The sequence below is a fragment of the Sphaerisporangium sp. NPDC049457 genome (genome assembly GCF_055586705.1).
Genome location: NZ_JBVJHR010000010.1, coordinates 1 through 22,232, shown reverse-complemented (window position 1 = coordinate 22,232; position 22,232 = coordinate 1). Strand labels below are relative to the sequence as shown.

General features: G+C 67.1%; 29 protein-coding genes. All 29 read right to left on the bottom strand.

The genetic code is table 11. The features are described from left to right. Positions 1-23 precede the first annotated feature (23 nt). The 29 genes from map to ACZ6QO_RS16895 all read right to left on the bottom strand — a co-directional run bounded on the left by map (position 24) and on the right by ACZ6QO_RS16895 (position 22,099). Entirely contained in the window at positions 24-863 is an 840-nt protein-coding gene (gene map / locus ACZ6QO_RS17035; protein WP_465851648.1) for a type I methionyl aminopeptidase, read from the bottom strand. A 134-nt stretch (positions 864-997) separates the two neighbouring features. Further along, the gene (locus tag ACZ6QO_RS17030) at positions 998-1,651 is read right to left on the bottom strand and encodes an adenylate kinase (protein WP_465851647.1); all 654 of its coding nucleotides are present in this window, start codon (positions 1,649-1,651) and stop codon (positions 998-1,000) included. Then, positions 1,651-2,958, bottom strand: a complete 1,308-nt coding sequence (gene secY / locus ACZ6QO_RS17025; RefSeq protein ID WP_465851645.1) for a preprotein translocase subunit SecY — start codon at positions 2,956-2,958, stop codon at positions 1,651-1,653. Before secY ends, ACZ6QO_RS17030 begins: the two co-directional genes overlap by 1 nt. Positions 2,959-3,126: 168 nt before the next feature. Next, entirely contained in the window at positions 3,127-3,600 is a 474-nt protein-coding gene (rplO, locus tag ACZ6QO_RS17020) for a 50S ribosomal protein L15 (RefSeq protein WP_465851644.1), read from the bottom strand. A 2-nt stretch (positions 3,601-3,602) separates the two neighbouring features. Then, entirely contained in the window at positions 3,603-3,785 is a 183-nt protein-coding gene (gene rpmD / locus ACZ6QO_RS17015; RefSeq protein ID WP_030451484.1) for a 50S ribosomal protein L30, read from the bottom strand. Between the two features lie 3 nt (positions 3,786-3,788). After that, the gene (rpsE, locus tag ACZ6QO_RS17010; protein WP_347632437.1) at positions 3,789-4,421 is read right to left on the bottom strand and encodes a 30S ribosomal protein S5; all 633 of its coding nucleotides are present in this window, start codon (positions 4,419-4,421) and stop codon (positions 3,789-3,791) included. Between the two features lie 70 nt (positions 4,422-4,491). Beyond that, positions 4,492-4,872 (bottom strand): 50S ribosomal protein L18, encoded by a 381-nt coding sequence (gene rplR / locus ACZ6QO_RS17005; RefSeq protein WP_465851641.1) that lies wholly within the window; start codon positions 4,870-4,872, stop codon positions 4,492-4,494. A 2-nt stretch (positions 4,873-4,874) separates the two neighbouring features. After that, positions 4,875-5,417, bottom strand: coding sequence for a 50S ribosomal protein L6 (rplF, locus tag ACZ6QO_RS17000; RefSeq protein WP_465851639.1), 543 nt, complete (start codon positions 5,415-5,417; stop codon positions 4,875-4,877). 17 nt (positions 5,418-5,434) lie between these two features. Further along, the gene (gene rpsH / locus ACZ6QO_RS16995; RefSeq protein WP_465851638.1) at positions 5,435-5,833 is read right to left on the bottom strand and encodes a 30S ribosomal protein S8; all 399 of its coding nucleotides are present in this window, start codon (positions 5,831-5,833) and stop codon (positions 5,435-5,437) included. Positions 5,834-6,004: 171 nt separating this feature from the next. Beyond that, positions 6,005-6,190 (bottom strand): type Z 30S ribosomal protein S14, encoded by a 186-nt coding sequence (locus ACZ6QO_RS16990; RefSeq protein WP_114032742.1) that lies wholly within the window; start codon positions 6,188-6,190, stop codon positions 6,005-6,007. Further along, a complete protein-coding gene (rplE, locus tag ACZ6QO_RS16985; RefSeq protein ID WP_465851635.1) occupies positions 6,190-6,765 on the bottom strand; it encodes a 50S ribosomal protein L5 in 576 nt (191 codons plus the stop codon). The genes ACZ6QO_RS16990 and rplE overlap by 1 nt, the downstream gene beginning before the upstream one ends. Beyond that, complete coding sequence (rplX, locus tag ACZ6QO_RS16980) at positions 6,765-7,064, bottom strand: 50S ribosomal protein L24 (protein ID WP_465852004.1); 300 nt, start codon at positions 7,062-7,064, stop codon at positions 6,765-6,767. Before rplX ends, rplE begins: the two co-directional genes overlap by 1 nt. A gap of 9 nt (positions 7,065-7,073) precedes the next feature. Continuing rightward, positions 7,074-7,442, bottom strand: coding sequence for a 50S ribosomal protein L14 (gene rplN, locus ACZ6QO_RS16975; RefSeq protein WP_189162756.1), 369 nt, complete (start codon positions 7,440-7,442; stop codon positions 7,074-7,076). Between the two features lie 150 nt (positions 7,443-7,592). Beyond that, complete coding sequence (gene rpsQ / locus ACZ6QO_RS16970; RefSeq protein ID WP_380847212.1) at positions 7,593-7,877, bottom strand: 30S ribosomal protein S17; 285 nt, start codon at positions 7,875-7,877, stop codon at positions 7,593-7,595. Next, the gene (rpmC, locus tag ACZ6QO_RS16965) at positions 7,870-8,106 is read right to left on the bottom strand and encodes a 50S ribosomal protein L29 (RefSeq protein WP_114032840.1); all 237 of its coding nucleotides are present in this window, start codon (positions 8,104-8,106) and stop codon (positions 7,870-7,872) included. Before rpmC ends, rpsQ begins: the two co-directional genes overlap by 8 nt. An 82-nt stretch (positions 8,107-8,188) precedes the next feature. Continuing rightward, positions 8,189-8,608 (bottom strand): 50S ribosomal protein L16, encoded by a 420-nt coding sequence (rplP, locus tag ACZ6QO_RS16960; RefSeq protein WP_184608221.1) that lies wholly within the window; start codon positions 8,606-8,608, stop codon positions 8,189-8,191. 2 nt (positions 8,609-8,610) lie between these two features. Further along, positions 8,611-9,459: a 30S ribosomal protein S3 gene (gene rpsC, locus ACZ6QO_RS16955; RefSeq protein WP_465851633.1), complete on the bottom strand. Its 849-nt coding sequence runs from the start codon at positions 9,457-9,459 to the stop codon at positions 8,611-8,613. After that, complete coding sequence (gene rplV, locus ACZ6QO_RS16950) at positions 9,459-9,827, bottom strand: 50S ribosomal protein L22 (protein WP_189162760.1); 369 nt, start codon at positions 9,825-9,827, stop codon at positions 9,459-9,461. The genes rpsC and rplV overlap by 1 nt, the downstream gene beginning before the upstream one ends. Positions 9,828-9,852: 25 nt before the next feature. Continuing rightward, positions 9,853-10,131 (bottom strand): 30S ribosomal protein S19, encoded by a 279-nt coding sequence (gene rpsS, locus ACZ6QO_RS16945; protein WP_184608224.1) that lies wholly within the window; start codon positions 10,129-10,131, stop codon positions 9,853-9,855. An 11-nt stretch (positions 10,132-10,142) separates the two neighbouring features. After that, entirely contained in the window at positions 10,143-10,979 is an 837-nt protein-coding gene (rplB, locus tag ACZ6QO_RS16940; RefSeq protein ID WP_214414915.1) for a 50S ribosomal protein L2, read from the bottom strand. 50 nt (positions 10,980-11,029) lie between these two features. Further along, positions 11,030-11,332: a 50S ribosomal protein L23 gene (gene rplW, locus ACZ6QO_RS16935; RefSeq protein ID WP_248964952.1), complete on the bottom strand. Its 303-nt coding sequence runs from the start codon at positions 11,330-11,332 to the stop codon at positions 11,030-11,032. Continuing rightward, positions 11,332-11,982 carry a 50S ribosomal protein L4 gene (rplD, locus tag ACZ6QO_RS16930; RefSeq protein ID WP_465851631.1) on the bottom strand — a complete coding sequence of 217 codons (651 nt, stop codon included), beginning with the start codon at positions 11,980-11,982 and terminating at the stop codon, positions 11,332-11,334. The genes rplW and rplD overlap by 1 nt, the downstream gene beginning before the upstream one ends. After that, entirely contained in the window at positions 11,979-12,632 is a 654-nt protein-coding gene (gene rplC / locus ACZ6QO_RS16925) for a 50S ribosomal protein L3 (RefSeq protein ID WP_465851629.1), read from the bottom strand. The genes rplD and rplC overlap by 4 nt, the downstream gene beginning before the upstream one ends. Before the next feature lie 14 nt (positions 12,633-12,646). Continuing rightward, positions 12,647-12,955: a 30S ribosomal protein S10 gene (gene rpsJ, locus ACZ6QO_RS16920; protein WP_030912931.1), complete on the bottom strand. Its 309-nt coding sequence runs from the start codon at positions 12,953-12,955 to the stop codon at positions 12,647-12,649. Between the two features lie 270 nt (positions 12,956-13,225). Further along, complete coding sequence (gene tuf / locus ACZ6QO_RS16915; protein ID WP_465851626.1) at positions 13,226-14,419, bottom strand: elongation factor Tu; 1,194 nt, start codon at positions 14,417-14,419, stop codon at positions 13,226-13,228. Positions 14,420-14,594: 175 nt separating this feature from the next. Further along, entirely contained in the window at positions 14,595-16,643 is a 2,049-nt protein-coding gene (gene fusA, locus ACZ6QO_RS16910; RefSeq protein WP_465852003.1) for an elongation factor G, read from the bottom strand. Between the two features lie 90 nt (positions 16,644-16,733). Continuing rightward, complete coding sequence (gene rpsG, locus ACZ6QO_RS16905) at positions 16,734-17,204, bottom strand: 30S ribosomal protein S7 (protein WP_380847232.1); 471 nt, start codon at positions 17,202-17,204, stop codon at positions 16,734-16,736. Between the two features lies 1 nt (position 17,205). Then, the gene (gene rpsL, locus ACZ6QO_RS16900; RefSeq protein WP_061253213.1) at positions 17,206-17,580 is read right to left on the bottom strand and encodes a 30S ribosomal protein S12; all 375 of its coding nucleotides are present in this window, start codon (positions 17,578-17,580) and stop codon (positions 17,206-17,208) included. A 643-nt stretch (positions 17,581-18,223) separates the two neighbouring features. Next, positions 18,224-22,099: a DNA-directed RNA polymerase subunit beta' gene (locus ACZ6QO_RS16895; protein WP_465851624.1), complete on the bottom strand. Its 3,876-nt coding sequence runs from the start codon at positions 22,097-22,099 to the stop codon at positions 18,224-18,226. Positions 22,100-22,232: the final 133 nt, after the last annotated feature.

Below are 22,232 nucleotides of genomic sequence, written 5' to 3'. Positions count from 1 at the left end.
CACGAGCGGGTCAAGGGAGCGCATCACTCCGTCTTGCCGTCGGTCGCGGCCTTCTCTCCTAGAAGCTCGCCAAGGCGTGCTTTCCCCCCGTCAAGGGCGGTGAGCACCCAAGGACCATTATCGGTCACCGCGACGCTGTGCTCGAAGTGCGCGGAGGGTTTTCCGTCGATGGTCACAACGGTCCAGTCGTCGGCCAGCACGCGGGTGCGGTCGGTGCCGAGGTTCACCATCGGCTCGACGGCGAAGCACATGCCGGTCTCGAAGCGCGGGCCCCGGCCCGGCCGCCCGTGGTTGGCCACCCATGGGTCCATGTGCATCTCGGTGCCGATGCCGTGGCCGCCGTACTCCTGAGGAATGCCGTAACGACCCTGAGAACGCACGTAGCGCTCTACCTCGTACCCGATGTCGGACAGGTGCCGGCCGACGGTCAGGGCGGCGATGCCGCGCCACATGGCCTCTTCGGTCACCCGCATCAGCTCGGCCAGCTTGGGGTCGATCTCGCCGATGCCCATGGTGATCGCCGAGTCGCCGTGCCAGCCGTCGAGGATGGCACCGCAGTCGATGGAGATGATGTCGCCCTCGCGCAGGGGACGCCGGTCGCCGGGGATGCCGTGGACGACCTCCTCGTTCACCGAGGCGCAGATGGACGCCGGATAGCCCTGGTAGCCCTTGAACGACGGGATGGCCCCCTCGTCGCGGATCGCCTTCTCGGCGATGGCGTCGAGGTCGAGCGGCGTCATCCCCGGGCGCACGGACTCGCGCAGGAGCTGGAGCGTGCGCCCGACCACCAGCCCGGCGGCCCGCATCTTCTCCAGCTGTGCGGGCGTCTTGATCTGAATTCCGTGCTTGTTCTTCTTGAACACTTACTGGCACCCCCTGGGGTGAATCAACGGACCGCGCGGCATCCCAATTCCCCCGATTGTCCCCCCTGATTGTCCCCCGGCAAGCCGAACGCCACCCTTGGGACGAACCCAAAGGTGGCGTCGGAGTGGTGCGTTCAGTCAGTGAAACGGCGCAGTTCCGCCATCGCCCGCTGGGTGATCTCTTCGACCGGCCCGGTGGCGTCCACGCCGTGCAGGATGCCCTCGTCGGCGTAGAAGGAGATCAGCGGAGCCGTCTGCTGCTGGTAGACCTCCAGGCGGTGGCGGATCGTCTCTTCCCGGTCGTCGTCCCGCTGGAACAGATCGCCGCCGCAGGCGTCGCAGACCCCGTCCTTGGAGGAGGGGTCGAAGACCACGTGCCACACCTTGCCGCAGGAGCGGCAGGTGCGCCGGCCGGCCAGGCGGCGCACGACCTCCTCGTCGTCGACCACGAGTTCGAGGACGACATCGAGGTGGGTGCCGAACTCGGCCAGCATCTTGTTCAAGATCTGCGCCTGCGGCACGTTACGCGGGAAGCCGTCCAGCAGGAAACCCTCCTGCGCGTCCGGCTCCCCGAGGCGGTCGCGGACCATGGCGACGGTCACCTCGTCGGGTACGAGGTCGCCGCGGTCCATGTACTCCTTGGCAAGCTTGCCGAGTTCCGTGCCGCCCGACACGTTGGCACGGAAGATGTCACCTGTCGAGATCTTCGGGATGGACAGGTTCGATGCGATGAACTGGGCCTGTGTCCCCTTGCCCGCTCCGGGGGGCCCGACCAGGACGACGCGCACTACTTGAGGAAGCCCTCGTAGTTCCGCTGCTGGAGCTGGCTCTCGATCTGCTTAACGGTGTCCAGCCCAACACCAACCATGATCAGAATGCTCGTGCCTCCGAACGGGAAGTTCTGGCTGGCCCCGGCCACCGCGAGCGCGATGATCGGAACCATGGAGATCAGCCCCAGGTAGAGCGAGCCCGGAGCGGTCAGCCGGTTGAGCACGTAGCTCAGGTACTCGGCGGTCGGCCGTCCCGGACGGATGCCTGGGATGAATCCACCGTACTTCTTCATGTTGTCGGCCACTTCAACGGGGTTGAAGGTGATGGACACGTAGAAGTAAGTGAAGAAGATGATCAGCACGAAGAACGTGAGCATGTAGACCGGGTGGTCGCCGCGGACGAAGTTCTGCGCGAGCCACTGCACGACCGCGCCGGGGTTCTCACTGTTGCCGAACAGCGAGACCACGAGCTGCGGCAGGTAGAGCAGCGAGGAGGCGAAGATGACCGGGATGATGCCGGCCTGGTTCACCTTCAGCGGGATGTAGGTCGAGGTGCCGCCGTACATCCGGCGGCCGACCATGCGCTTGGCGTACTGCACCGGGATGCGGCGCTGGGCCTGCTCGACGAACACCACGGCCGCGATCATGAACACACCGACGATCATCACCACGACGAAGGTGAAGGCGTTCTGCCGGAAGATGTTCAGCAGCTCCGACGGGAAGACCGCGATGACCTGGGTGAAGATCAGGATGGACATGCCGTTGCCGACGCCGCGGTCGGTCACGAGCTCGCCCAGCCACATGATGACCGAGGTGCCGGCCGTCATGACGACCACCATCGTGACGATGGTGAAGGCGTCGTTGTTCACCAGCAGCGGCTGGCGGCAGTTCGGGAACAGCTGACCGGTGCGCGCGAGGGCCACGAACGCGGTCGACTGCAGCACGGCCAGGCCGATGGTCAGGTAACGCGTGTACTGCGTGATCTTCGCGGTGCCGGACTGACCCTCCTTCTTGAGGGCCTCCAGGCGGGGGATCACCACCGTCAGGAGCTGAAGGATGATGCTCGAGGTGATGTACGGCATGATGCCCAGCGCGAACACTGAAAGTTTCAGCAGCGCGCCGCCGCTGAAGAGCTGCACCATGCCATAAATGTTGGCGGCGTCGCCCGCCTGCGCCTCTTTCAGACACTGCTGCACGTTCACCGTGTTGACGCCGGGGGTCGGCAGCACCGAACCCAGTCGGAACAACACGATGATGCCCAGTGTGAAGAGCAGCTTGTTGCGCAGGTCGGGCGTACGGAACGCCCGGGTAATCGCGGTCAGCACGGTCCCTCCTGCGCGCCTATAAGGCGGTATCGGTCAGCGAAGGTCTGAAAGTGAAGCATCGGCACGTCTCTGACTCAACGAGCCCTGGACAGCCTTTGTCCAGCGCACTCTAACGCACTACGGGCGCGGCGGCTCCCCACGGAGCCCCCGCGCCTCGTACTGCCTTGCCTACAGCTCGGTGACAGAGCCACCGGCCGCAGCGATCTTCTCCTTCGCGGAGGCGGAGAAAGCGTGCGCCTGCACGTTCAACGCCACCGAGATGTCGCCGGTTCCCAGGACCTTGACCGGCTGGTTCTTGCGGACCGCGCCACGCGCAACCAGCGTGTCCACCGTGACGTCTCCGCCCTCGGTGAACAGCTCGCTGAGCTTGTCCAGATTGACGACCTGGTAGGTCGTCTTGAACATGGCGTTGGAGAAGCCCTTCCGCTTGGGCAGCCGCCGCTGAAGCGGAACCTGGCCGCCCTCGAAGCCGAGAGGGACGTTCGTGCGGGACTTGGTGCCCTTGGTGCCACGACCGGCGGTCTTGCCCTTGGACGCCTCGCCGCGACCCTTGCGGATCTTGGCCTTGTTGGCGCCGGGGGCCGGACGCAGGTCGTGGATGCCGAGCGGCCGCGCGCCGCTCTGGTTCTCTGCGTTAGCCATGACTAGTCGACCTCTTCCACCTCGACGAGGTGCGTCACCACGGCGACCATGCCCCGGATCTCCGGGCGGTCCTCCTTGACGACGACGTCGCCGATTCGCTTCAGGCCCAGCGAGCGCAGCGAGTCACGCTGGTTCTGCTTGCCACCGATCTTCGACCGGGTCTGGGTGATCTTGAGACGAGCCATCGGCTAGCTCACCGCCTTCGCCGCAGCGGCGGCCTCGGCGATGCCCTCGGCGCGCGCCTTGAGCATGCGCACGGGGGCGACGTGCTCGATCGGGAGCCCACGGCGGGCGGCGATCTCCTCGGGCCTGCTGAGGCCCTTCAGCGCCGCCACGGTGGCGTGGACGATGTTGATCGGGTTGTCCGAGCCGAGCGACTTGGACAGCACGTCGTGGATGCCGGCGCACTCAAGGACGGCGCGCACGGGGCCACCCGCGATGACACCGGTACCGGGCGAGGCCGGCCGCAGCAGGACGACGCCGGCGGCGTCCTCACCCTGCGAGGTGTGCGGGATGGTGCCCTGGATGCGCGGCACCTTGAAGAAGTGCTTCTTGGCCTCCTCGACGCCCTTGGCGATCGCCGCGGGCACCTCCTTGGCCTTGCCGTATCCCACGCCTACCAGGCCGTTGCCGTCACCGACGACAACCAGGGCGGTGAAGCTGAAGCGCCGACCACCCTTGACGACCTTGGCAACTCGGTTGATCTTCACCACGCGCTCGATGTACGAGACGCCCTTCTCGGCAGCGCCGCCGCGGCGATCGTCGCGACGGTCACGCCGCTCACCACCGCCGCCGGCGCCGCGACGCGGAGCTGCAGCCATCAGTGGTCCCTCTCCTCATTGCTCTTGATTGCGATGCCGGCCGGAGACGTCGGTTGCGATGCTCGCCCCATCAGAACTCCAGCCCGCCTTCACGGGCGCTGTCCGCGAGAGCCGCGATGCGGCCCGCGTAGCGATTGCCACCGCGGTCGAAGACCACGGCGGTGATCCCGGCGGCCTTGGCCCGCTGAGCGAGGAGCTCGCCGACCTTCTTCGCCTTGTCGGTCTTGGTGCCCTCGGCCGTGCGCAGGGAGGCGTCCAGGGTGGACGCGCTCACCAGCGTGTGGCCGGCGAGGTCGTCGACGATCTGCACGAACATGTGGCGCGCGGAGCGGTTGACGACCAGGCGCGGACGGGCCGGAGAGCCCACGACCTTCTTGCGGACACGACGGTGACGACGCGAACGCGACAGGGCGCGCGCGGCCGTGTGCTTGGCAACCTTGGTGAAGGCCATGACTACTTACCAGCCTTTCCGACCTTGCGGCGGATGACTTCGCCCTGGTACCGCACACCCTTGCCCTTGTAGGGGTCGGGCTTGCGCAGCTTGCGGATGTTCGCGGCGACTTCGCCGACCTTCTGCTTGTCGATGCCGTCCACGTGGAACAGGGTCGGCCGATCGACGCGGAAGGAGACACCCTCAGGGGCGTCGACGACCACGGGGTGACTGAAGCCCAGCGAGAACTCCAGCTGCGCCGGGCTCTTGGCCTGGACGCGGTAACCCACGCCGACGATCTCCAGCGTCTTGCTGTATCCCTTGGTCACGCCGTCCACCATGTTGGCGATCAGCGTGCGGGAGAGTCCGTGCAGCGCACGGACCTTCTGCTCGTCGTTGGGGCGGGTGACGGCGATCGTGCCGTCCTCGCCCTTCTCGACCACGATCGGCTCGGCGACCGTGTGCGAAAGCGTGCCCTTGGGGCCCTTGACCGTGACATCCCGGCCGTCGATGGTGATGTCAACACCATTCGGTACGGGGATGGGCAGCCGTCCAATTCGCGACATGCTGTGATTCCTCCCCTCTACCAAACGTAGGCGAGGACTTCCCCGCCCACACCACGCTTGCCGGCCTGCCTGTCGGTCATGAGCCCGCCGGACGTCGAGATGATCGCGACGCCCAGACCGCCCAGGACCCGGGGCAGGTTGTCCTTCTTTGCATAGACCCGCAGACCGGGCTTGGAAACCCGGCGCAGGCCCGCGATAGACCGTTCACGCGTAGGCCCGAACTTGAGCTCCACCACGAGGTTCTTCCCGACCTTGGCGTCTTCGACGGCCCAGGACTGGATGTAACCCTCCTGCTGGAGGATCTCGGCGATGTGCGCCTTGATCTTCGAGTACGGCATGGCCACGGTGTCGTGGTATGCCGAGTTCGCGTTACGCAGACGTGTCAACATGTCTGCGATCGGGTCGGTCATCGTCATGGCCGGTGGCCCTCCTCACCGCGGTTTCCCTGTGACGGGACCTACGGTGTGGTCATGGGCGCCTAGAGCAGCGCCCGGTTGATATGACTTATATGTACGGCTGGCGCCGTGCGGGCCCCTCCCTGAGGGATGTCCCTCGGGGAGCCCCTCGAAGAGGAGCCCGCACGCGGACTACCAGCTCGACTTGGTGATGCCGGGCAGCTCGCCCCGGTGCGCCATCTCACGGAAGCACACGCGGCAGAGGCCGAACTTGCGGTAGACGGCGCGGGGCCGGCCACAGCGCGAGCATCGAGTGTACGCCCGCACGCCGAACTTCGGCTTGCGCTCGGCCTTCGCGATCAGAGACTTCTTTGCCATCAGGCCTCCTTGAAGGGGAAGCCGAGAAGCTTCAGCAGCGCCCGGCCCTGGTCGTCGTTCGTGGCCGTGGTCACGACCGTGATGTCCATGCCCCGCTGGCGGTCGACCCGGTCGGGGTCCACCTCGTGGAACATGACCTGCTCGGTCAGACCGAAGGTGTAGTTCCCGTTGCCGTCGAACTGCTTGGGCGACAGGCCGCGGAAGTCCCGGATGCGCGGAAGCGCCAGGGAGAGCAGCCGGTCCAGGAACTCCCACATGCGGTCGCCGCGCAGCGTCACGTGCGCGCCGATCGGCATGCCCTCGCGCAGCTTGAACTGGGCGATGGACTTGCGGGCGTGGGCGACGGCCGGCTTCTGACCGGTGATGGCGGTGAGATCGCGCACCGCGCCCTCGATGAGCTTGGAGTCACGAGCCGCCTCGCCGACGCCCATGTTCACCTTGATCTTGGTGAGCCTGGGGATCTGCATGGCGTTCTCGATGCCGAACTGCTCGCGCAGCTTGGCGGCGATCTCCTCGTGGTAGCGCTGCTTGAGACGCGGCGCGACGCGCTCGGTCTCGGTTGTGGTGGCGGTCATCAGTTGTCCTCACCCGATTCGTCGGCCTTGTCGGCCTTCTTGGCGGGCTTGTCGTCCTTCTTCGCCTCATCCTTGAGCTTCTTGACGTTGCTCACGTGGATGGGGGCCTCCATGGTCTGCACGCCGCCTTCCTTGGCGCCGCGCGGACCCTGGTGGGTGACCTTCGAGTGCTTCTTGATCATGTTGACGCCCTCGACGACCACGCGGTCCTCGCGCGGGAGAGCGAGGATCACGCGACCCTTGGCACCCTTGTCCTTACCGGCGATGACCTGGACGAGGTCACCCTTCTTCACATGCAGCTTCGGCATTTACAACACCTCCGGCGCGAGCGAGATGATGCGCATGAACTTCTTCTCGCGCAGCTCGCGACCCACCGGACCGAAGATACGCGTGCCCCGAGGGTCACCGCTGTCCTTGATGATGACCGCGGCGTTCTCGTCGAAGCGGATGTAGGAGCCGTCGGGGCGGCGGCGCTCCTTAGTGGTGCGCACCACGACAGCCTTGACCACATCACCCTTTTTGACACCCGCGGCGGGAAGGGCGTCCTTCACCGTCGCGACGATGATGTCGCCGATACCCGCGTAGCGCCGACCCGAGCCGCCGAGCACGCGGATGCACAAGATTTCCTTTGCACCCGTGTTGTCGGCGACCTTGAGCCGCGACTCCTGCTGGATCACGTCAACTCCCGTGTGTCACGCCGGTTCTCATCCGATGAGCCTGGCGGAACTAGATTTCGGTCTAATGCGCCCTGGTGCCGGCCGGGCCGGCACCGAGGGGGGACGCCCGCGCGGGAGACCCCCTTCCAGAGGGGTCTCCCGCAAGGCGACTTACTTGGCCCGCTCGAGGATCTCCACGACCCGCCACCGCTTGGTGGCGGACAGCGGCCGGGTCTCCATCAGGAGAACGCGGTCGCCGACGCCGCAGGAGTTGGCCTCGTCGTGGGCCTTGTACTTGGTCGTACGGCGGATGACCTTGCCGTACAGCGGGTGCTTGACGCGGTCTTCGACGGCGACGACGACGGTCTTGTCCATCTTGTCGCTGACGACCAGACCCTCACGGGTCTTGCGGTAGTTCCGCGCCTGCTTGTCGGTGGTCTCAGTTGTCTCAGCCATCGCTCGGCTCCTTCTCGACCGTGATGATTCCGAGCTCCCGCTCGCGCATCACGGTGTAGATACGGGCGATCTCGCGGCGGACGGCACGGAGCCGCCCGTGGCTTTCCAACTGACCGGTCGCCGCCTGGAAGCGGAGGTTGAAAAGCTCCTCCTTGGCTTCCTTCAGCTTCTGGACCAGCTCATCCTGGTCAGAAGTACGCAGCTCACCGGCGGTCAGGCCCTTAGCCATCACGCCTCACCCACTTCACGCTTAACAAACCGGCAGCTTTTCGACGAGCACAGCATCGGGAGCTTGTGCATCTGGCGGTGCATCAGGCCTCCCCTACTTCGCGCTTGACGAACCGGCACTTCATCGGGAGCTTGTGCATCGCGCGCCGGAGGGCCTCACGGGCCACCGGCTCGGAGACGCCCGAGAGCTCGAACATGACACGGCCGGGCTTGACGTTGGCGATCCACCACTCCGGCGAACCCTTACCGGAACCCATGCGGGTCTCGGCCGGCTTCTTCGTCAGGGGACGGTCGGGGTAGATGTTGATCCACACCTTGCCGCCACGGCGGATGTGCCGGGTCATGGCGATACGAGCGGCCTCGATCTGGCGGTTGGTCACGTAGTGGTGCTCAAGCGCCTGGATGCCGAACTCGCCGAACACGACCCTGGTGCCGCCCTTGGCGGCTCCGCTGCGGTCAGGCCGGTGCTGCTTGCGGTGCTTGACCCTGCGAGGGATCAGCATGGTCAGCTCCCTTCAGCACCCGGCTGCTCCGCCGGGCCGGTCTCGGGCGCCCCAGCGGGCGCGGTGCTTTCGGTCCTCGGGCCACGGCCGCCGCCACGGGGGGCGCCGCCGTCACGGCCACGACCGCCGCCGCCCGCGCCGCGGCCGCGCTGCGGCCGGTCGGTGCGGTCACGACGCTGGCCGCCCGCGCGCGCGCCGGCCGCGGCCGCCTCGCGCTCGGCGCGGCTCGGCGGAGCCTCGCCCTTGTAGATCCACACCTTCACGCCGATGCGGCCGAAGGTGGTGCGGGCCTCGTAGAAGCCGTAGTCGATGTCCGCGCGGAGGGTGTGCAGCGGAACGCGACCCTCGCGGTAGAACTCCGAGCGCGACATCTCGGCGCCGCCGAGACGACCGGAGCACTGGACACGGATGCCCTTGGCGCCGCTCTTCATCGCCGACTGCATGGCCTTGCGCATCGCACGCCGGAAGGAGACCCGGCTGGAGAGCTGCTCGGCCACGCCCTGGGCGACGAGCTGGGCGTCCACCTCGGGGTTCTTGACCTCGAGGATGTTCAGCTGGACCTGCTTCTTGGTCAGCTTCTCAAGGTCGCCACGGATGCGGTCCGCCTCGGCGCCGCGGCGGCCGATGACGATGCCCGGCCGGGCGGTGTGGATGTCGACCTGGACGCGGTCGGTGGTGCGCTCGATCTCGACCTTGGAGATGCCCGCCCGCTCCATGCCCTTCTGCAGCATGCGGCGGATCGACACGTCCTCGGCGACGTAGGACTTGTACAGCTTGTCGGCGTACCACCGGCTCTTGAAGTCGGTCGTGATGCCGAGTCGGAACCCGTGCGGGTTAACCTTCTGGCCCACTAGCGGGTCCTTCCCTTCGGCCTGCCCTGACCTTCCGGCCGGGCTTCGACGATCACAGTGATGTGGCTCGTCCGCTTGTTGATCCGATAGGCACGGCCCTGGGCACGGGGACGGAACCTCTTCAGCGTCGGGCCCTCGTCGACCCACGCCCGGCTCACGACCAGCGTCTCGCGGTCGAGCTTGAAGTTGTGCTCGGCGTTCGCCATCGCGCTCGTGAGCACCTTGAAGATCGGCTCGCTCGCCGCCTGGGGGGCGAACTGCAGCACGGCCTGCGCCTCCGAAGCGGGCAGCCCGCGAATGAGGTCCACCACGCGGCGGGCCTTCTGGGGCGTGACGCGGACGAACCGCGCCTGAGCCCTGGCTTCCATCGCTTACTCCTCGTTTCTAAGGCGCTTACCGCCGGCTACGCCGGTCTTCCTTGACGTGGCTCCGGAAGGTCCGCGTCGGCGCGAACTCACCCAGCTTGTGACCGATCATCGACTCGGTGACGAACACCGGGACGTGCTTGCGCCCGTCGTGGACGGCGATCGTGTGGCCGAGCATGTCGGGCACGATCATGGAGCGCCGCGACCACGTCTTGATGACGTTCTTGGTGCCCTTTTCGTTCTGCGTGTCCACCTTCTTCATCAGGTGGTCGTCAACGAAAGGACCCTTCTTAAGGCTACGTGGCATTTAGGCTGCTCCTACCGCTTCTTCCTCTTGCTCCGCCGACGGATGATCAGTCGGTCGCTGGCCTTGTTGGCCTGGCGGGTACGACCCTCGGGCTTGCCCTTGGGGTTCACCGGGTGGCGACCGCCGGAGGTCTTACCCTCACCACCACCGTGCGGGTGGTCGACCGGGTTCATGGCGACACCGCGGACGGTCGGGCGCTTGCCCTTCCAGCGGTTGCGGCCTGCCTTACCGATGTTGATGTTGGCCTGCTCGGCGTTGCCGACCTGGCCGACGGAGGCGCGGCAGCGCACGTCCACCTGGCGCATTTCGCCGGAGGGCATGCGCAGCGTGGCGTACTGCCCTTCCTTCGCCAGCAGCTGGATCTGCGCGCCGGCGGACCGGCCCAGCTTCGCGCCGCCGCCCGGCTTCAGCTCCACGGCGTGGATGAAGGTACCGGTCGGGATGTTGCGCAGCGGCAGGCAGTTGCCCGGCTTGATGTCGGCCGCGGGGCCGTTCTCGATGCGGTCGCCCTGCTTGATGCCCGTGGGAGCGAGGATGTAGCGCTTCTCGCCGTCCGCGTAGTGCAGGAGCGCGATGCGCGACGTCCGGTTGGGGTCGTACTCGATGTGAGCGACCTTGGCCGGAATGCCGTCCTTGTCGTGGCGCCGGAAGTCGATGATCCGGTAGGCGCGCTTGTGCCCGCCACCCTGGTGACGCGCGGTCACCCGGCCGTGGACGTTACGACCACCCTTGCTGTGCAGGGGAGCAAGCAGCGACTTCTCCGGAGTGCTGCGCGTGATCTCGGCGAAGTCCGAGACGCTCGCGCCGCGGCGACCCGGAGTCGTCGGCTTGTATTTACGGATGCCCATCTTTTTCGTTCATCCCTTGTCGATGTTGCTTGGCTGTGCGGAGGCGGAGATCAGCTGATCTGACCGAAGATGTCGATCCGGTCGCCTTCCACCAGGCTCACGATCGCCCGCTTGGTGCTCGGGCGCTGGCCGTAACCGAACTTCGTCCGCTTACGCTTGCCCTGGCGGTTGATCGTGTTCACGCTGGTGACCTTGACGCCGAAGATCTGCTCTACAGCGATCTTCACCTGCGTCTTGTTGGCCGTCTTGCGCACCAAGAACGTGTACTTGTTGTGCTCATCGATCAGGCCGTAGCTCTTCTCAGAGACGATCGGCTTGATGATGATGTCGCGCGGGTCGGCGATCTTCTGCATCAGGCGTCTTCCTTCCCGCTGCTGCCCAGCCGCGCCACGACCTGGTCGTACGCCTCACGCGTGAAGACCACGTCGTCGTAGCAGAGCACGTCATACGTGTTGAGCTGGCCCGCGTCCAGGAGGTGGACCTCCGGCGCGTTCCGCAGGCTCAGCCAGGTGAGCTCGTCGTCCGCGTCGACCACGACGAGGACGCTGCGAGCCTTGGAGATGTTGCGCAGCGCAGTGAGGGCCGCCTTGGTCTTCGGGGTGTCCCCGCTGACCAGGCTGTCCACAATGTGCACGCGGCCGCCGGCCGCCCGGTCGCTGAGGGCCCCGCGCAGGGCGGCGGCCTTCATCTTCTTGGGCGTCTTCTGGCTGTAGTCACGCGGCTGCGGGCCGTGGACGGTGCCACCGCCGGTGAACTGCGGCGCGCGGGTCGAACCCTGACGGGCCCGGCCGGTGCCCTTCTGGCGGTACGGCTTCTTGCCGCCGCCTCGGACCTCGCCGCGGGTCTTCGTCTTGTGGGTGCCCTGACGGCGCGCGGCCAGCTGGGCGACGACGACCTGGTGGATCAACGGGATGTTGACCTTGGCGCCGAAGATGGCCTCCGGCAGGTCCACGCTCCCGGTCTTCGCGCCGGCCGCGTCGAGGACGTCAACGGTGGTGCTCACTTGGCAGCCCCCTTCTTGGCAGCGGTGCGAATGAGGACCAGGCTGCCGTTGGCGCCGGGAACCGCACCCTTGACCAGGATGAGGTTCTTCTCGGCGTCCACGGCGTGAACCTTGAGGTTCTGGACGGTGGTCCGGACGTTGCCCATGCGGCCCGCCATGCGCAGGCCCTTGAACACGCGGCCCGGAGTGGCGCAGCCGCCGATGGAGCCGGGCGAGCGGTGCTTGCGCTGGGTGCCGTGCGAGGCGCTGAGGCCCTTGAAGCCGTGACGCTTCATGACACCCGCGAAGCCCTTGCCCTTGCTCTTGCCGGTCACGTCGATGAACTGGCCGGCCTCGAAGGTGTCGGCCAGGACTTCCTGGCCGAGCGTGTACTCGGAAGCGTCGGAGGTCCGGAGCTCGACGAAGTAGCGGCGCGGGGTGATGTCGTGCTTGCGCAGATAATCACCCAGCGGCTTGTTCACCTTGCGCGGGTCCACCTGCCCGTAGCCGAGCTGAACAGCGGAGTAGCCGTCCTTGTCCTCAGTGCGGACGCGGGTCACCACGCACGGACCGGCCTCGATGACGGTCACCGGGACGATCCGGTTGCCCTCATCGAAGACCTGGGTCATGCCGAGCTTCTTGCCCAGGACGCCCTTGATCTGCTTAGCCATGTCAGTGCGTTCCCTCAGAGCTTGATCGAGATGTCGACGCCGGCCGGAAGGTCGAGACGCATGAGCGAGTCGACGGTCTTCGGCGTCGGATCGATGATGTCAATCAGCCGCTTGTGCGTGCGCATTTCGAAGTGCTCACGGCTGTCCTTGTACTTGTGCGGCGAGCGGATGACGCAGTACACGTTCTTCTCGGTCGGCAACGGCACCGGGCCCGCGACCTTCGCCCCAGTCCGCGTCACCGTCTCGACGATCTTCTTGGCCGAGACGTCGATGACCTCGTGGTCATAGGCCTTAAGCCGGATGCGGATCTTCTGTCCCGCCATAGTGGCCTCGGTGTCCTTCGCTGTCGTCCTGCAAAAGTTTCGTGCGGCCTTTTGCCGCTGTGGGTGTCCCACGTGGCTTGCGCCCCATGGCCCCCCTCTTCTTCCGTGATCTTGCAGTCATCTCGGTCGCGACGGCCGAGACGGCTGCGAGATCACGGGCCCGGGTGGGCTCGGAGCTCGCCGTGGGCTCTGGGGCCGCGCGGAGCGGCCCCGTCGTGGTGCGGCGGTCGGACCCGGTTCCCCGGGGCCGACCGCCGACCCGCGGTCGTGCTACTTGATGATCTTCGTGACTCGACCCGCACCGACGGTGCGGCCACCCTCGCGGATGGCGAACTTCAGACCGTCCTCCATCGCGATGGGCTGGATCAGCTGGACGCTCATCTCGGTGTTGTCACCGGGCATGACCATCTCAGTGCCCTCGGGGAGGGTCACGACGCCCGTCACGTCCGTGGTACGGAAGTAGAACTGCGGGCGGTAGTTGTTGAAGAACGGCGTGTGGCGGCCGCCCTCGTCCTTGGACAGGATGTAGACCTGCGCCTCGAACTCGGTGTGCGGGGTGGTCGTGCCCGGCTTGATGATGCACTGGCCGCGCTCGACGTCCTCGCGCTTGATGCCGCGCAGGAGCAGACCGACGTTGTCGCCGGCCCGGCCCTCGTCAAGGAGCTTGCGGAACATCTCGACACCGGTGACGGTGGTCGTGGTGCTCTTCTCCTTGATGCCGATGATGTCGACGGTCTCGTTGACCTTGACGATGCCGCGCTCGATGCGGCCGGTCACGACGGTGCCGCGGCCGGTGATCGAGAAGACGTCCTCGATCGGCATGAGGAACGGCTTGTCGGTGTCACGCTGCGGCTCGGGAACGTTGTCGTCGACGGCGTTCATGAGCTCGATGATCGAGTCGCCCCACTTCTCGTCGCCCTCGAGCGCCTTCAGCGCCGAGACGCGAACGACCGGCAGGTCGTCACCCGGGAACTCCTGAGCGGAGAGCAGCTCGCGGACCTCGAGCTCGACGAGCTCCAGGATCTCCTCGTCGTCCACCATGTCGGCCTTGTTCAGGGCGACGACGATGTAGGGGACGCCGACCTGGCGGGCCAGGAGGACGTGCTCCTTGGTCTGCGGCATCGGGCCGTCGGTGGCGGCGACCACGAGGATCGCGCCGTCCATCTGGGCCGCACCGGTGATCATGTTCTTCACGTAGTCGGCGTGACCGGGGCAGTCCACGTGAGCGTAGTGACGCTTCTCCGTCTGGTACTCGACGTGGGCGATGGAGATGGTGATGCCGCGGGCCTTCTCCTCGGGCGCCTTGTCGATCTTGTCGAACGGGGTCGCCTCATTGAGGTGAGGGAAACGGTCGTGGAGCACCTTGGTGATCGCCGCGGTCAGAGTGGTCTTGCCGTGGTCGATGTGCCCAATGGTGCCGATGTTCACGTGCGGCTTGGTCCGCTCGAACTTGGCCTTGGCCACTGCTCTGTCTCCTTAGAGATTCTGACGTGACTTGCTAGTCTCACTCGGGCTCGGAGCCCGATCCCCGGACGGCGATCTCCCGCCGTCCGGGCCGGTCAGGGTCTGGGACCTGTCCCCGACTCCTGTGCCGGCGGGGGCGACGATCTCTCGGCGCCCCGGGCCACCAGGTGCAGGGCTATTCGCCCCGAGCCTTCGCGACGATCTCCTTGGCGATGCCCGGGGGCACCTCCGAGTAGGAGTTGAACTGCATGCTGTAGACGGCCCGGCCCTGGGTCTTGCTGCGAAGGTCGCCCACGTAGCCGAACATCTCTGACAGCGGGACCAGGGCGTTGATGACCTTCGCCCCGGACCGGTCCTCCATAGCCTGGATCTGTCCGCGGCGGCCGTTGAGGTCGCCGATGACGTCACCCATGTAGTCCTCGGGCGTGGTGACCTCGACGGCCATCATCGGCTCCAGGATCACGGCGTCCGCGCGGCGCGCGGCCTCCTTGAAGGCCATCGAACCGGCGATCTTGAAGGCCATTTCGGAGGAGTCGACCTCGTGGTAGGCACCGTCCTGGAGGGTGACCTTCACACCCACCATCGGGTAGCCGGCCAGCACGCCGAACTCGGCGGCCTCCTGGGCGCCCGCGTCCACCGACGGGATGTACTCCCGGGGGATGCGGCCGCCGCTGACCTTGTTCGAGAACTCGTAACCGTCGTTGCCCTCGCCCAGCGGCTCCAGGTCGATGATCACGCGCGCGAACTGGCCGGAACCACCGGTCTGCTTCTTGTGCGTGTACTCGATCTTCTCCACCTTGCGGCGGATGGTCTCGCGGTAGGCCACCTGCGGGCGGCCGACGTTGGCCTCGACCTTGAACTCGCGGCGCATCCGGTCGACGAGGATCTCCAGGTGGAGCTCGCCCATGCCCCAGATGACCGTCTGCCCGGTCTCCTCGTCCCGGCGGACCTGGAAGGAGGGGTCCTCCTCGGCCAGGCGCTGGATCGCGGTGCTGAGCTTCTCCTGGTCGCCCTTGGTCTTGGGCTCGATGGCCACGTTGATGACCGGCGCTGGGAAGGTCATCGACTCAAGGACGACCGGGTTGGCCGGGTCGGAGAGGGTGTCACCGGTGGTGGTGTCCTTCAGACCCATGACCGCCACGATCTGACCGGCGTGCGCCGACGCGCGCTCTTCGCGCTTGTTGGCGTGCATCTGGTAGATCTTGCCGATGCGCTCCTTCTTGCCCTTGACCGAGTTCACCACGGAGGTGCCGGTCTCGAGCGTGCCGGAGTAGATCCGGATGAAGGTGAGCTTGCCCAGGTGCTGGTCGCTCATGATCTTGAAGGCCAGCGCCGAGAACGGCTCGGTCGGGTCCGCGTGACGCTCGATGACCTCCTCCTCCTTGCCGACCGCGTGCCCCTTGAAGGCGGGGATGTCGGTCGGGGCGGGGAGGTAGGCGACGATGGCGTCGAGCAGGGGCTGCACGCCCTTGTTCTTGAACGCGGTGCCGCACAGGACCGGGTTGAGCGAGCTGGCCAGCGTGGCGCGGCGGATGCCGGCGATGAGCTGCTCCTCGGTGGGCTCGACGCCCTCGAGGTAGAGCTCCATGAGCTGGTCGTCGTGCTCGGCGACCGTCTCGATGAGCCGGTCGCGCCACTCGCGGGCCACCTCGGCGTGGTCGGCCGGGATGTCGACGGTGTCGTACATCTCGCCCTTGGCCGCCTCGGCGCTCCAGATCAGGCCCTTCATCTTCACCAGGTCGATGACGCCCTTGAAGTCGGCCTCAACGCCCCAGGGAAGCTGGATGACCAGCGGCGTCGCGCCGAGACGCGACACGATCATGTCGACGCAGCGGTGGAACTCCGCGCCGACGCGGTCCATCTTGTTGACGAAGCAGATGCGCGGAACGCCGTAGCGGTCCGCCTGGCGCCAGACCGTCTCTGACTGCGGCTCGACGCCGGCCACGGCGTCGAACACCGCGACCGCACCGTCGAGAACGCGCAGCGAGCGCTCCACCTCGACCGTGAAGTCGACGTGGCCGGGCGTGTCGATGATGTTGATCGTGTGATCGAGCCACTCGCAGGTGGTCGCGGCGGAGGTGATCGTGATGCCGCGCTCTTGCTCCTGCTCCATCCAGTCCATCGTGGCAGCGCCCTCGTGGACTTCACCGATCTTGTAGTTGATACCGGTGTAGAACAGGATGCGCTCGGTCGTGGTGGTCTTGCCCGCGTCGATATGGGCCATGATCCCGATGTTGCGGACCTTGGCCAGGTCAAGAGCGGTCGTAGCAGCCACTTCTCTCGCGTCCTCGTCGTCTCGTCGTCGCCGCTGGGGTTACCAGCGGTAGTGGGCGAAGGCCTTGTTGGACTCGGCCATCTTGTGCGTGTCCTCGCGCCGCTTCACACTCGCGCCAAGGCCGTTGCTCGCGTCGAGCAGCTCGTTCATCAGCCGCTCGGTCATGGTCTTCTCGCGGCGGGCGCGGGAGTACTGCACCAGCCAGCGGAGCGCCAGGGTCGTGCTGCGCGCGGCGCGCACCTCGACCGGCACCTGGTAGGTGGCGCCACCGACGCGGCGGCTGCGCACCTCAAGAGTGGGCTTGACGTTGTCGAGAGCGCGCTTGAGGGTGACGACCGGGTCGTTGCCCGACTTCTCCCTGCAGCCCTCGAGGGCGTCGTAGACGATCGTCTGAGCGAGCGACCGCTTGCCGTTCAGAAGCACCTTGTTGATGAGCGCGGTGACCAGCGGCGAGTTGAACACCGGGTCTGCGACAAGCTGTCGGCGCCCTGCGGGACCCTTGCGCGGCATGTCAGCTCTTCTCCTTCTTAGCGCCGTAGCGGCTGCGGGCCTGCTTGCGGTTGCGGACGCCCTGGGTGTCCAGCGAACCACGGATGATCTTGTAGCGAACACCCGGCAGGTCCTTCACACGACCGCCACGCACGAGCACGATGGAGTGCTCCTGAAGGTTGTGACCGACACCAGGGATGTAGGCCGTCACCTCGATGCCGTTGGTGAGCCGGACACGCGCCACCTTGCGGAGGGCGGAGTTCGGCTTCTTCGGGGTCGTCGTATACACGCGCGTGCAGACGCCGCGCCGCTGGGGGCTCCCCTTGAGCGCCGGGGTCTTGGTCTTACTGACCTTGTCCTGGCGGCCCTTGCGGACCAGCTGCTGAATCGTGGGCACCGCGTCTCCGTTCGTGCTTGGCCGGTAATTCGGAAAGTCGTGCGTTTCGCAGGCTCTGCCGGTGTCATGACCTGCTGTTTGTCCCTCGGCTCCGACCCACGCGTTCGGGCGTGTCGCGATCTTTGCCGCAATGCGCCCCGCGATGACCGGCAACCGGTGGAGGAGATCACACGTCGCCCGGCCGGCCCATAGGACCTCGGAGCGCACGCATGTGAGCCCATGAAGCCACGGGCACGAAGGGCAAGACTACCCAGCCCATCGCAACACGTCAAAACGGCTGCGCCGAGCCGCCTGTGCGTGCGGTCTCAGATCGTGTCGTGGTCCCGCGGCCGGTTTCCCCCCGGCCGCTATAAGGCACCAGGCAAGTTTACGCCAATCGCGGACTCGTCTCGACGATTTCCCCGCCTCGCCGTCCCGCCCTTCCGCGCCGCCTCCATGCCCCCCTTCCGTGCCGCCCTCCATGCCGGTCGCGGGCGACCCCCGGGCCGCCGGGCGGCAGCGGCGCCACCTGACCGAGCGGAGGGCGTCCCGGAGGCGTGTGGGGCCGGGAGCACACGGCGAGGGGCGCCCGCCCCCTCCCGGGAACGGGCGCCCCTCGCATGCCTGCCGTGACGCGGGGCCGGCGCGACGCCGGCCCTCGCCGTCAGCGGTTGTACTGACCGAAGTCGTACTCCTCCAGCGGGACGGCCTCGCCGCTGCCGGTGCCGAAGGTGTAGTCGGTCGCCGAGCCGTCGTAGCCGCCGACGGTGTACATCGCCGCCTTGGCCTCCTCGGTCGGCTCGACCCGGATGTTGCGGTACTGGGACATGCCCGTACCGGCCGGGATGAGCTTACCGATGATGACGTTCTCCTTCAGACCGAGCAGACTGTCGGACTTGGCGTGGATCGCCGCGTCCGTCAGCACCCGCGTGGTCTCCTGGAAGGACGCCGCCGACAGCCACGACTCGGTGGCCAGCGACGCCTTGGTGATGCCCATGAGCACCGGACGGCCGGAGGCGGGGGTGCCGCCCTCGGCGACGACCTCGCGGTTGACCATCTCGAAGCGCGGGCGCTCGACGAGCTCGCCGGGCAGCAGATCGGTGTCGCCCGACTCGAGCACGTTCACGCGCTTGAGCATCTGCCGCACGATGATCTCGATGTGCTTGTCGTGGATCGACACACCCTGCGAGCGGTACACCTGCTGGACCTCGGCCACCAGGTGCAGTTGCACGGCCCGGGGGCCGAGGATGCGCAGCACCTCGTTGGGGTTGACCGCGCCGGCGATGAGCTGCTGGCCCACCGACACGCGCTGGCCCTCGCTCACCAGCAGCCGCGACCGCATGGACACCGGGTAGGCGATCTCGTCGGAACCGTCGTCCGGCGTGATCACGATCTTGCGGGTCTTGTCGGTCTCGTCGATGCGCACGCGGCCCTCGGCCTCGCTGATCGGGGCGACGCCCTTGGGGACGCGCGCCTCGAAGAGCTCCTGGACACGGGGCAGACCGTGGGTGATGTCCGCGCCCGCCACACCACCGGTGTGGAAGGTGCGCATCGTCAGCTGGGTGCCGGGCTCGCCGATCGACTGGGCGGCGATGATGCCGACCGCCTCGCCGACGTCCACCAGCTTGCCGGTCGCCAGGGAGCGGCCGTAGCAGGTGGCGCAGACGCCGATCTTGGCCTCGCACACCAGCGCGCTGCGCGTGCGGACCGTCTCGATGCCGGCCTCGACCAGCGCGGTGACGATGGCGTCGTTGATGTCGGCGCCGGCCGTCGCGACGACCTTGCCGTCCACCTCGACGTCCTCGGCCAGGATGCGGCCGTGCACGTTGCTCTCGGCGTTCTCGGCCTTGACCAGGTTGCCGCCGGAGTCGCGCTCGCCGACGTGCAGCGGGACGCCGCGGTCGGTGCCGCAGTCGATCTCGCGGACGATGACGTCCTGCGCGACGTCCACCAGACGACGGGTCAGGTAACCCGAGTCGGCGGTGCGCAGGGCGGTGTCGGCCAGACCCTTCCGCTGTCCGTGGGTGGAGATGAAGTACTCCAGCACCGACAGGCCCTCGCGGAAGGAGGACTTGATCGGCCGCGGGATCGTCTCACCCTTGGTGTTGGACACCAGGCCGCGGATGCCCGCGATCTGGCGCACCTGCATCTTGTTGCCTCGGGCGCCGGAGTTGACCATCATCCAGACGGAGTTGGTCGCCGGGAAGGCGTTCACCATGTCGGTCTCGACGTCCGCCGTGGCGTGCGTCCAGATCTCGATGAGCTCCTGGCGGCGCTCCTCGTCGGTGATCAGACCGCGCTCGTACTCGCGCTGGACCTTGTCGGCCCGGCGCTCGTAGGACTCCATGATCTCGGCCTTGTTCGGCGGCGCGACGACGTCGTCGATGGAGATCGTGACGCCGGAGCGGGTCGCCCAGTGGAAGCCCGCGTCCTTGAGCGCGTCCAGGGCGGCCGCGACCTCGACCTTCGGGTACTTCTCGGCCAGCTCGTTGACGATCGCCGAGAGCTGCTTCTTGCCGATCTGGGAGTTCACGAACGGGTAGTTGTCGGGCAGCGTCTGGTTGAACAGCGCGCGGCCCAGCGTGGTCTCCAGGCGGTAGGACTCGCCGGCCTCCCAGCCCTCGGGGGCGGACCAGCCCCGCGGCGGCGGGACGTCCTTGACCCGGACCTGGATCTTGGCCTGGATGTCCAGCTCGCGGCGGTCGAAGGCCATGAGCGCCTCCGACACCGAGCCGAACACGCGGCCCTCGCCCTCGGCGCCGTCACGCTGCGTGGTCAGCCAGTACAGACCGATGATCATGTCCTGGGTGGGCATGGTCACCGGCTTGCCGTCGGCCGGCTTGAGGATGTTGTTGGTCGAGAGCATCAGGATGCGCGCCTCGGCCTGGGCCTCCGCCGACAGGGGCAGATGGACCGCCATCTGGTCGCCGTCGAAGTCGGCGTTGAAGGCGGTGCAGACCAGCGGGTGGATCTGGATGGCCTTGCCCTCGACCAGCTGCGGCTCGAAGGCCTGGATGCCCAGGCGGTGCAGGGTCGGCGCGCGGTTGAGTAGCACCGGGTGCTCGGTGATGACCTCTTCGAGCACGTCCCACACGACCGGCCTGGCCCGCTCGACCATGCGCTTGGCCGACTTGATGTTCTGCGCGTGGTTGAGGTCGACCAGGCGCTTCATCACGAACGGCTTGAACAGCTCAAGCGCCATCTGCTTGGGCAGGCCGCACTGGTGCAGCTTGAGCTGCGGGCCGACGACGATGACCGAACGGCCGGAGTAGTCGACGCGCTTGCCGAGCAGGTTCTGCCGGAAACGGCCCTGCTTGCCCTTGAGCATGTCGGACAGCGACTTCAGCGGGCGGTTGCCCGGCCCGGTGACCGGACGGCCGCGGCGGCCGTTGTCGAACAGCGCGTCGACGGCCTCCTGCAGCATCCGCTTCTCGTTGTTGACGATGATCTCGGGCGCGCCGAGGTCGAGAAGCCGCTTGAGGCGGTTGTTGCGGTTGATCACCCGGCGGTACAGGTCGTTGAGGTCGGAGGTCGCGAAGCGGCCACCGTCGAGCTGCACCATCGGCCGCAGGTCCGGCGGGATCACCGGGATGCAGTCGAGCACCATGCCGTTGGGCGAGTTGCGGGTGGTGAGGAACGCCGACACGACCTTGAGCCGCTTGAGCGCGCGCGCCTTCTTCTGACCCTTGCCGCTGCGGATGGTCTCGCGCAGCGACTCGGCCTCGGCGGCCAGGTCGAAGTTGTTCAGCCGCTCCTGGATGGCCTGGGCGCCCATGCCGCCGCGGAAGTAGCGGCCGAAGCGGTCGCGCATCTCGCGGTAGAGCAGCTCGTCGCCCTCGAGGTCCTGGACCTTGAGGTTCTTGAAGCGGCTCCAGACCTCCTCGAGACGGTCGAGCTCGCGCTGGGTGCGGTCGCGGAGCTGACGCATCTCGCGGTCGGCGCCCTCGCGGACCTTGCGGCGCTGGTCGCCCTTGGCGCCGGCGGCCTCCAGCTCGGCCAGGTCGGCCTCGAGCTTCTTCTGGCGGGCCTCGATGTCGGCGTCGCGGCGCTGCTCGATGTGCTGCCGCTCGACGGAGATCTTGGCTTCCAGCGAGGGCAGGTCACGAGCACGCATGTCGGTGTCGACATACGTGATCATGTACGCCGCGAAGTAGATGACCTTCTCCAGGTCCTTCGGGGCGAGGTCGAGCAGGTATCCCAGACGGGACGGGACGCCCTTGAAGTACCAGATGTGGGTGACCGGCGCGGCCAGCTCGATGTGGCCCATCCGCTCGCGGCGCACCTTGGCGCGCGTGACCTCGACGCCACAGCGCTCACAGATGATGCCCTTGAAGCGGACGCGCTTGTACTTGCCGCAGTAGCACTCCCAGTCGCGGGTCGGGCCGAAGATCTTCTCGCAGAAGAGTCCGTCCTTCTCGGGCTTGAGGGTGCGGTAGTTGATGGTCTCGGGCTTCTTGACCTCGCCGTGGGACCACTGCCGGATATCGTCGGCCGTGGCGAGGCCGATGCGGAGCTCGTCGAAGAAGTTGACGTCGAGCACTTGTTATCCCCTCGCTTGAAAATCAGACCTCTTCGACACTGCTCGGCTCGCGCCGGGACAGGTCGATGCCGAGCTCCTCCGCCGCGCGGAAGACGTCCTCGTCGGTGTCGCGCATCTCGATGGACATGCCGTC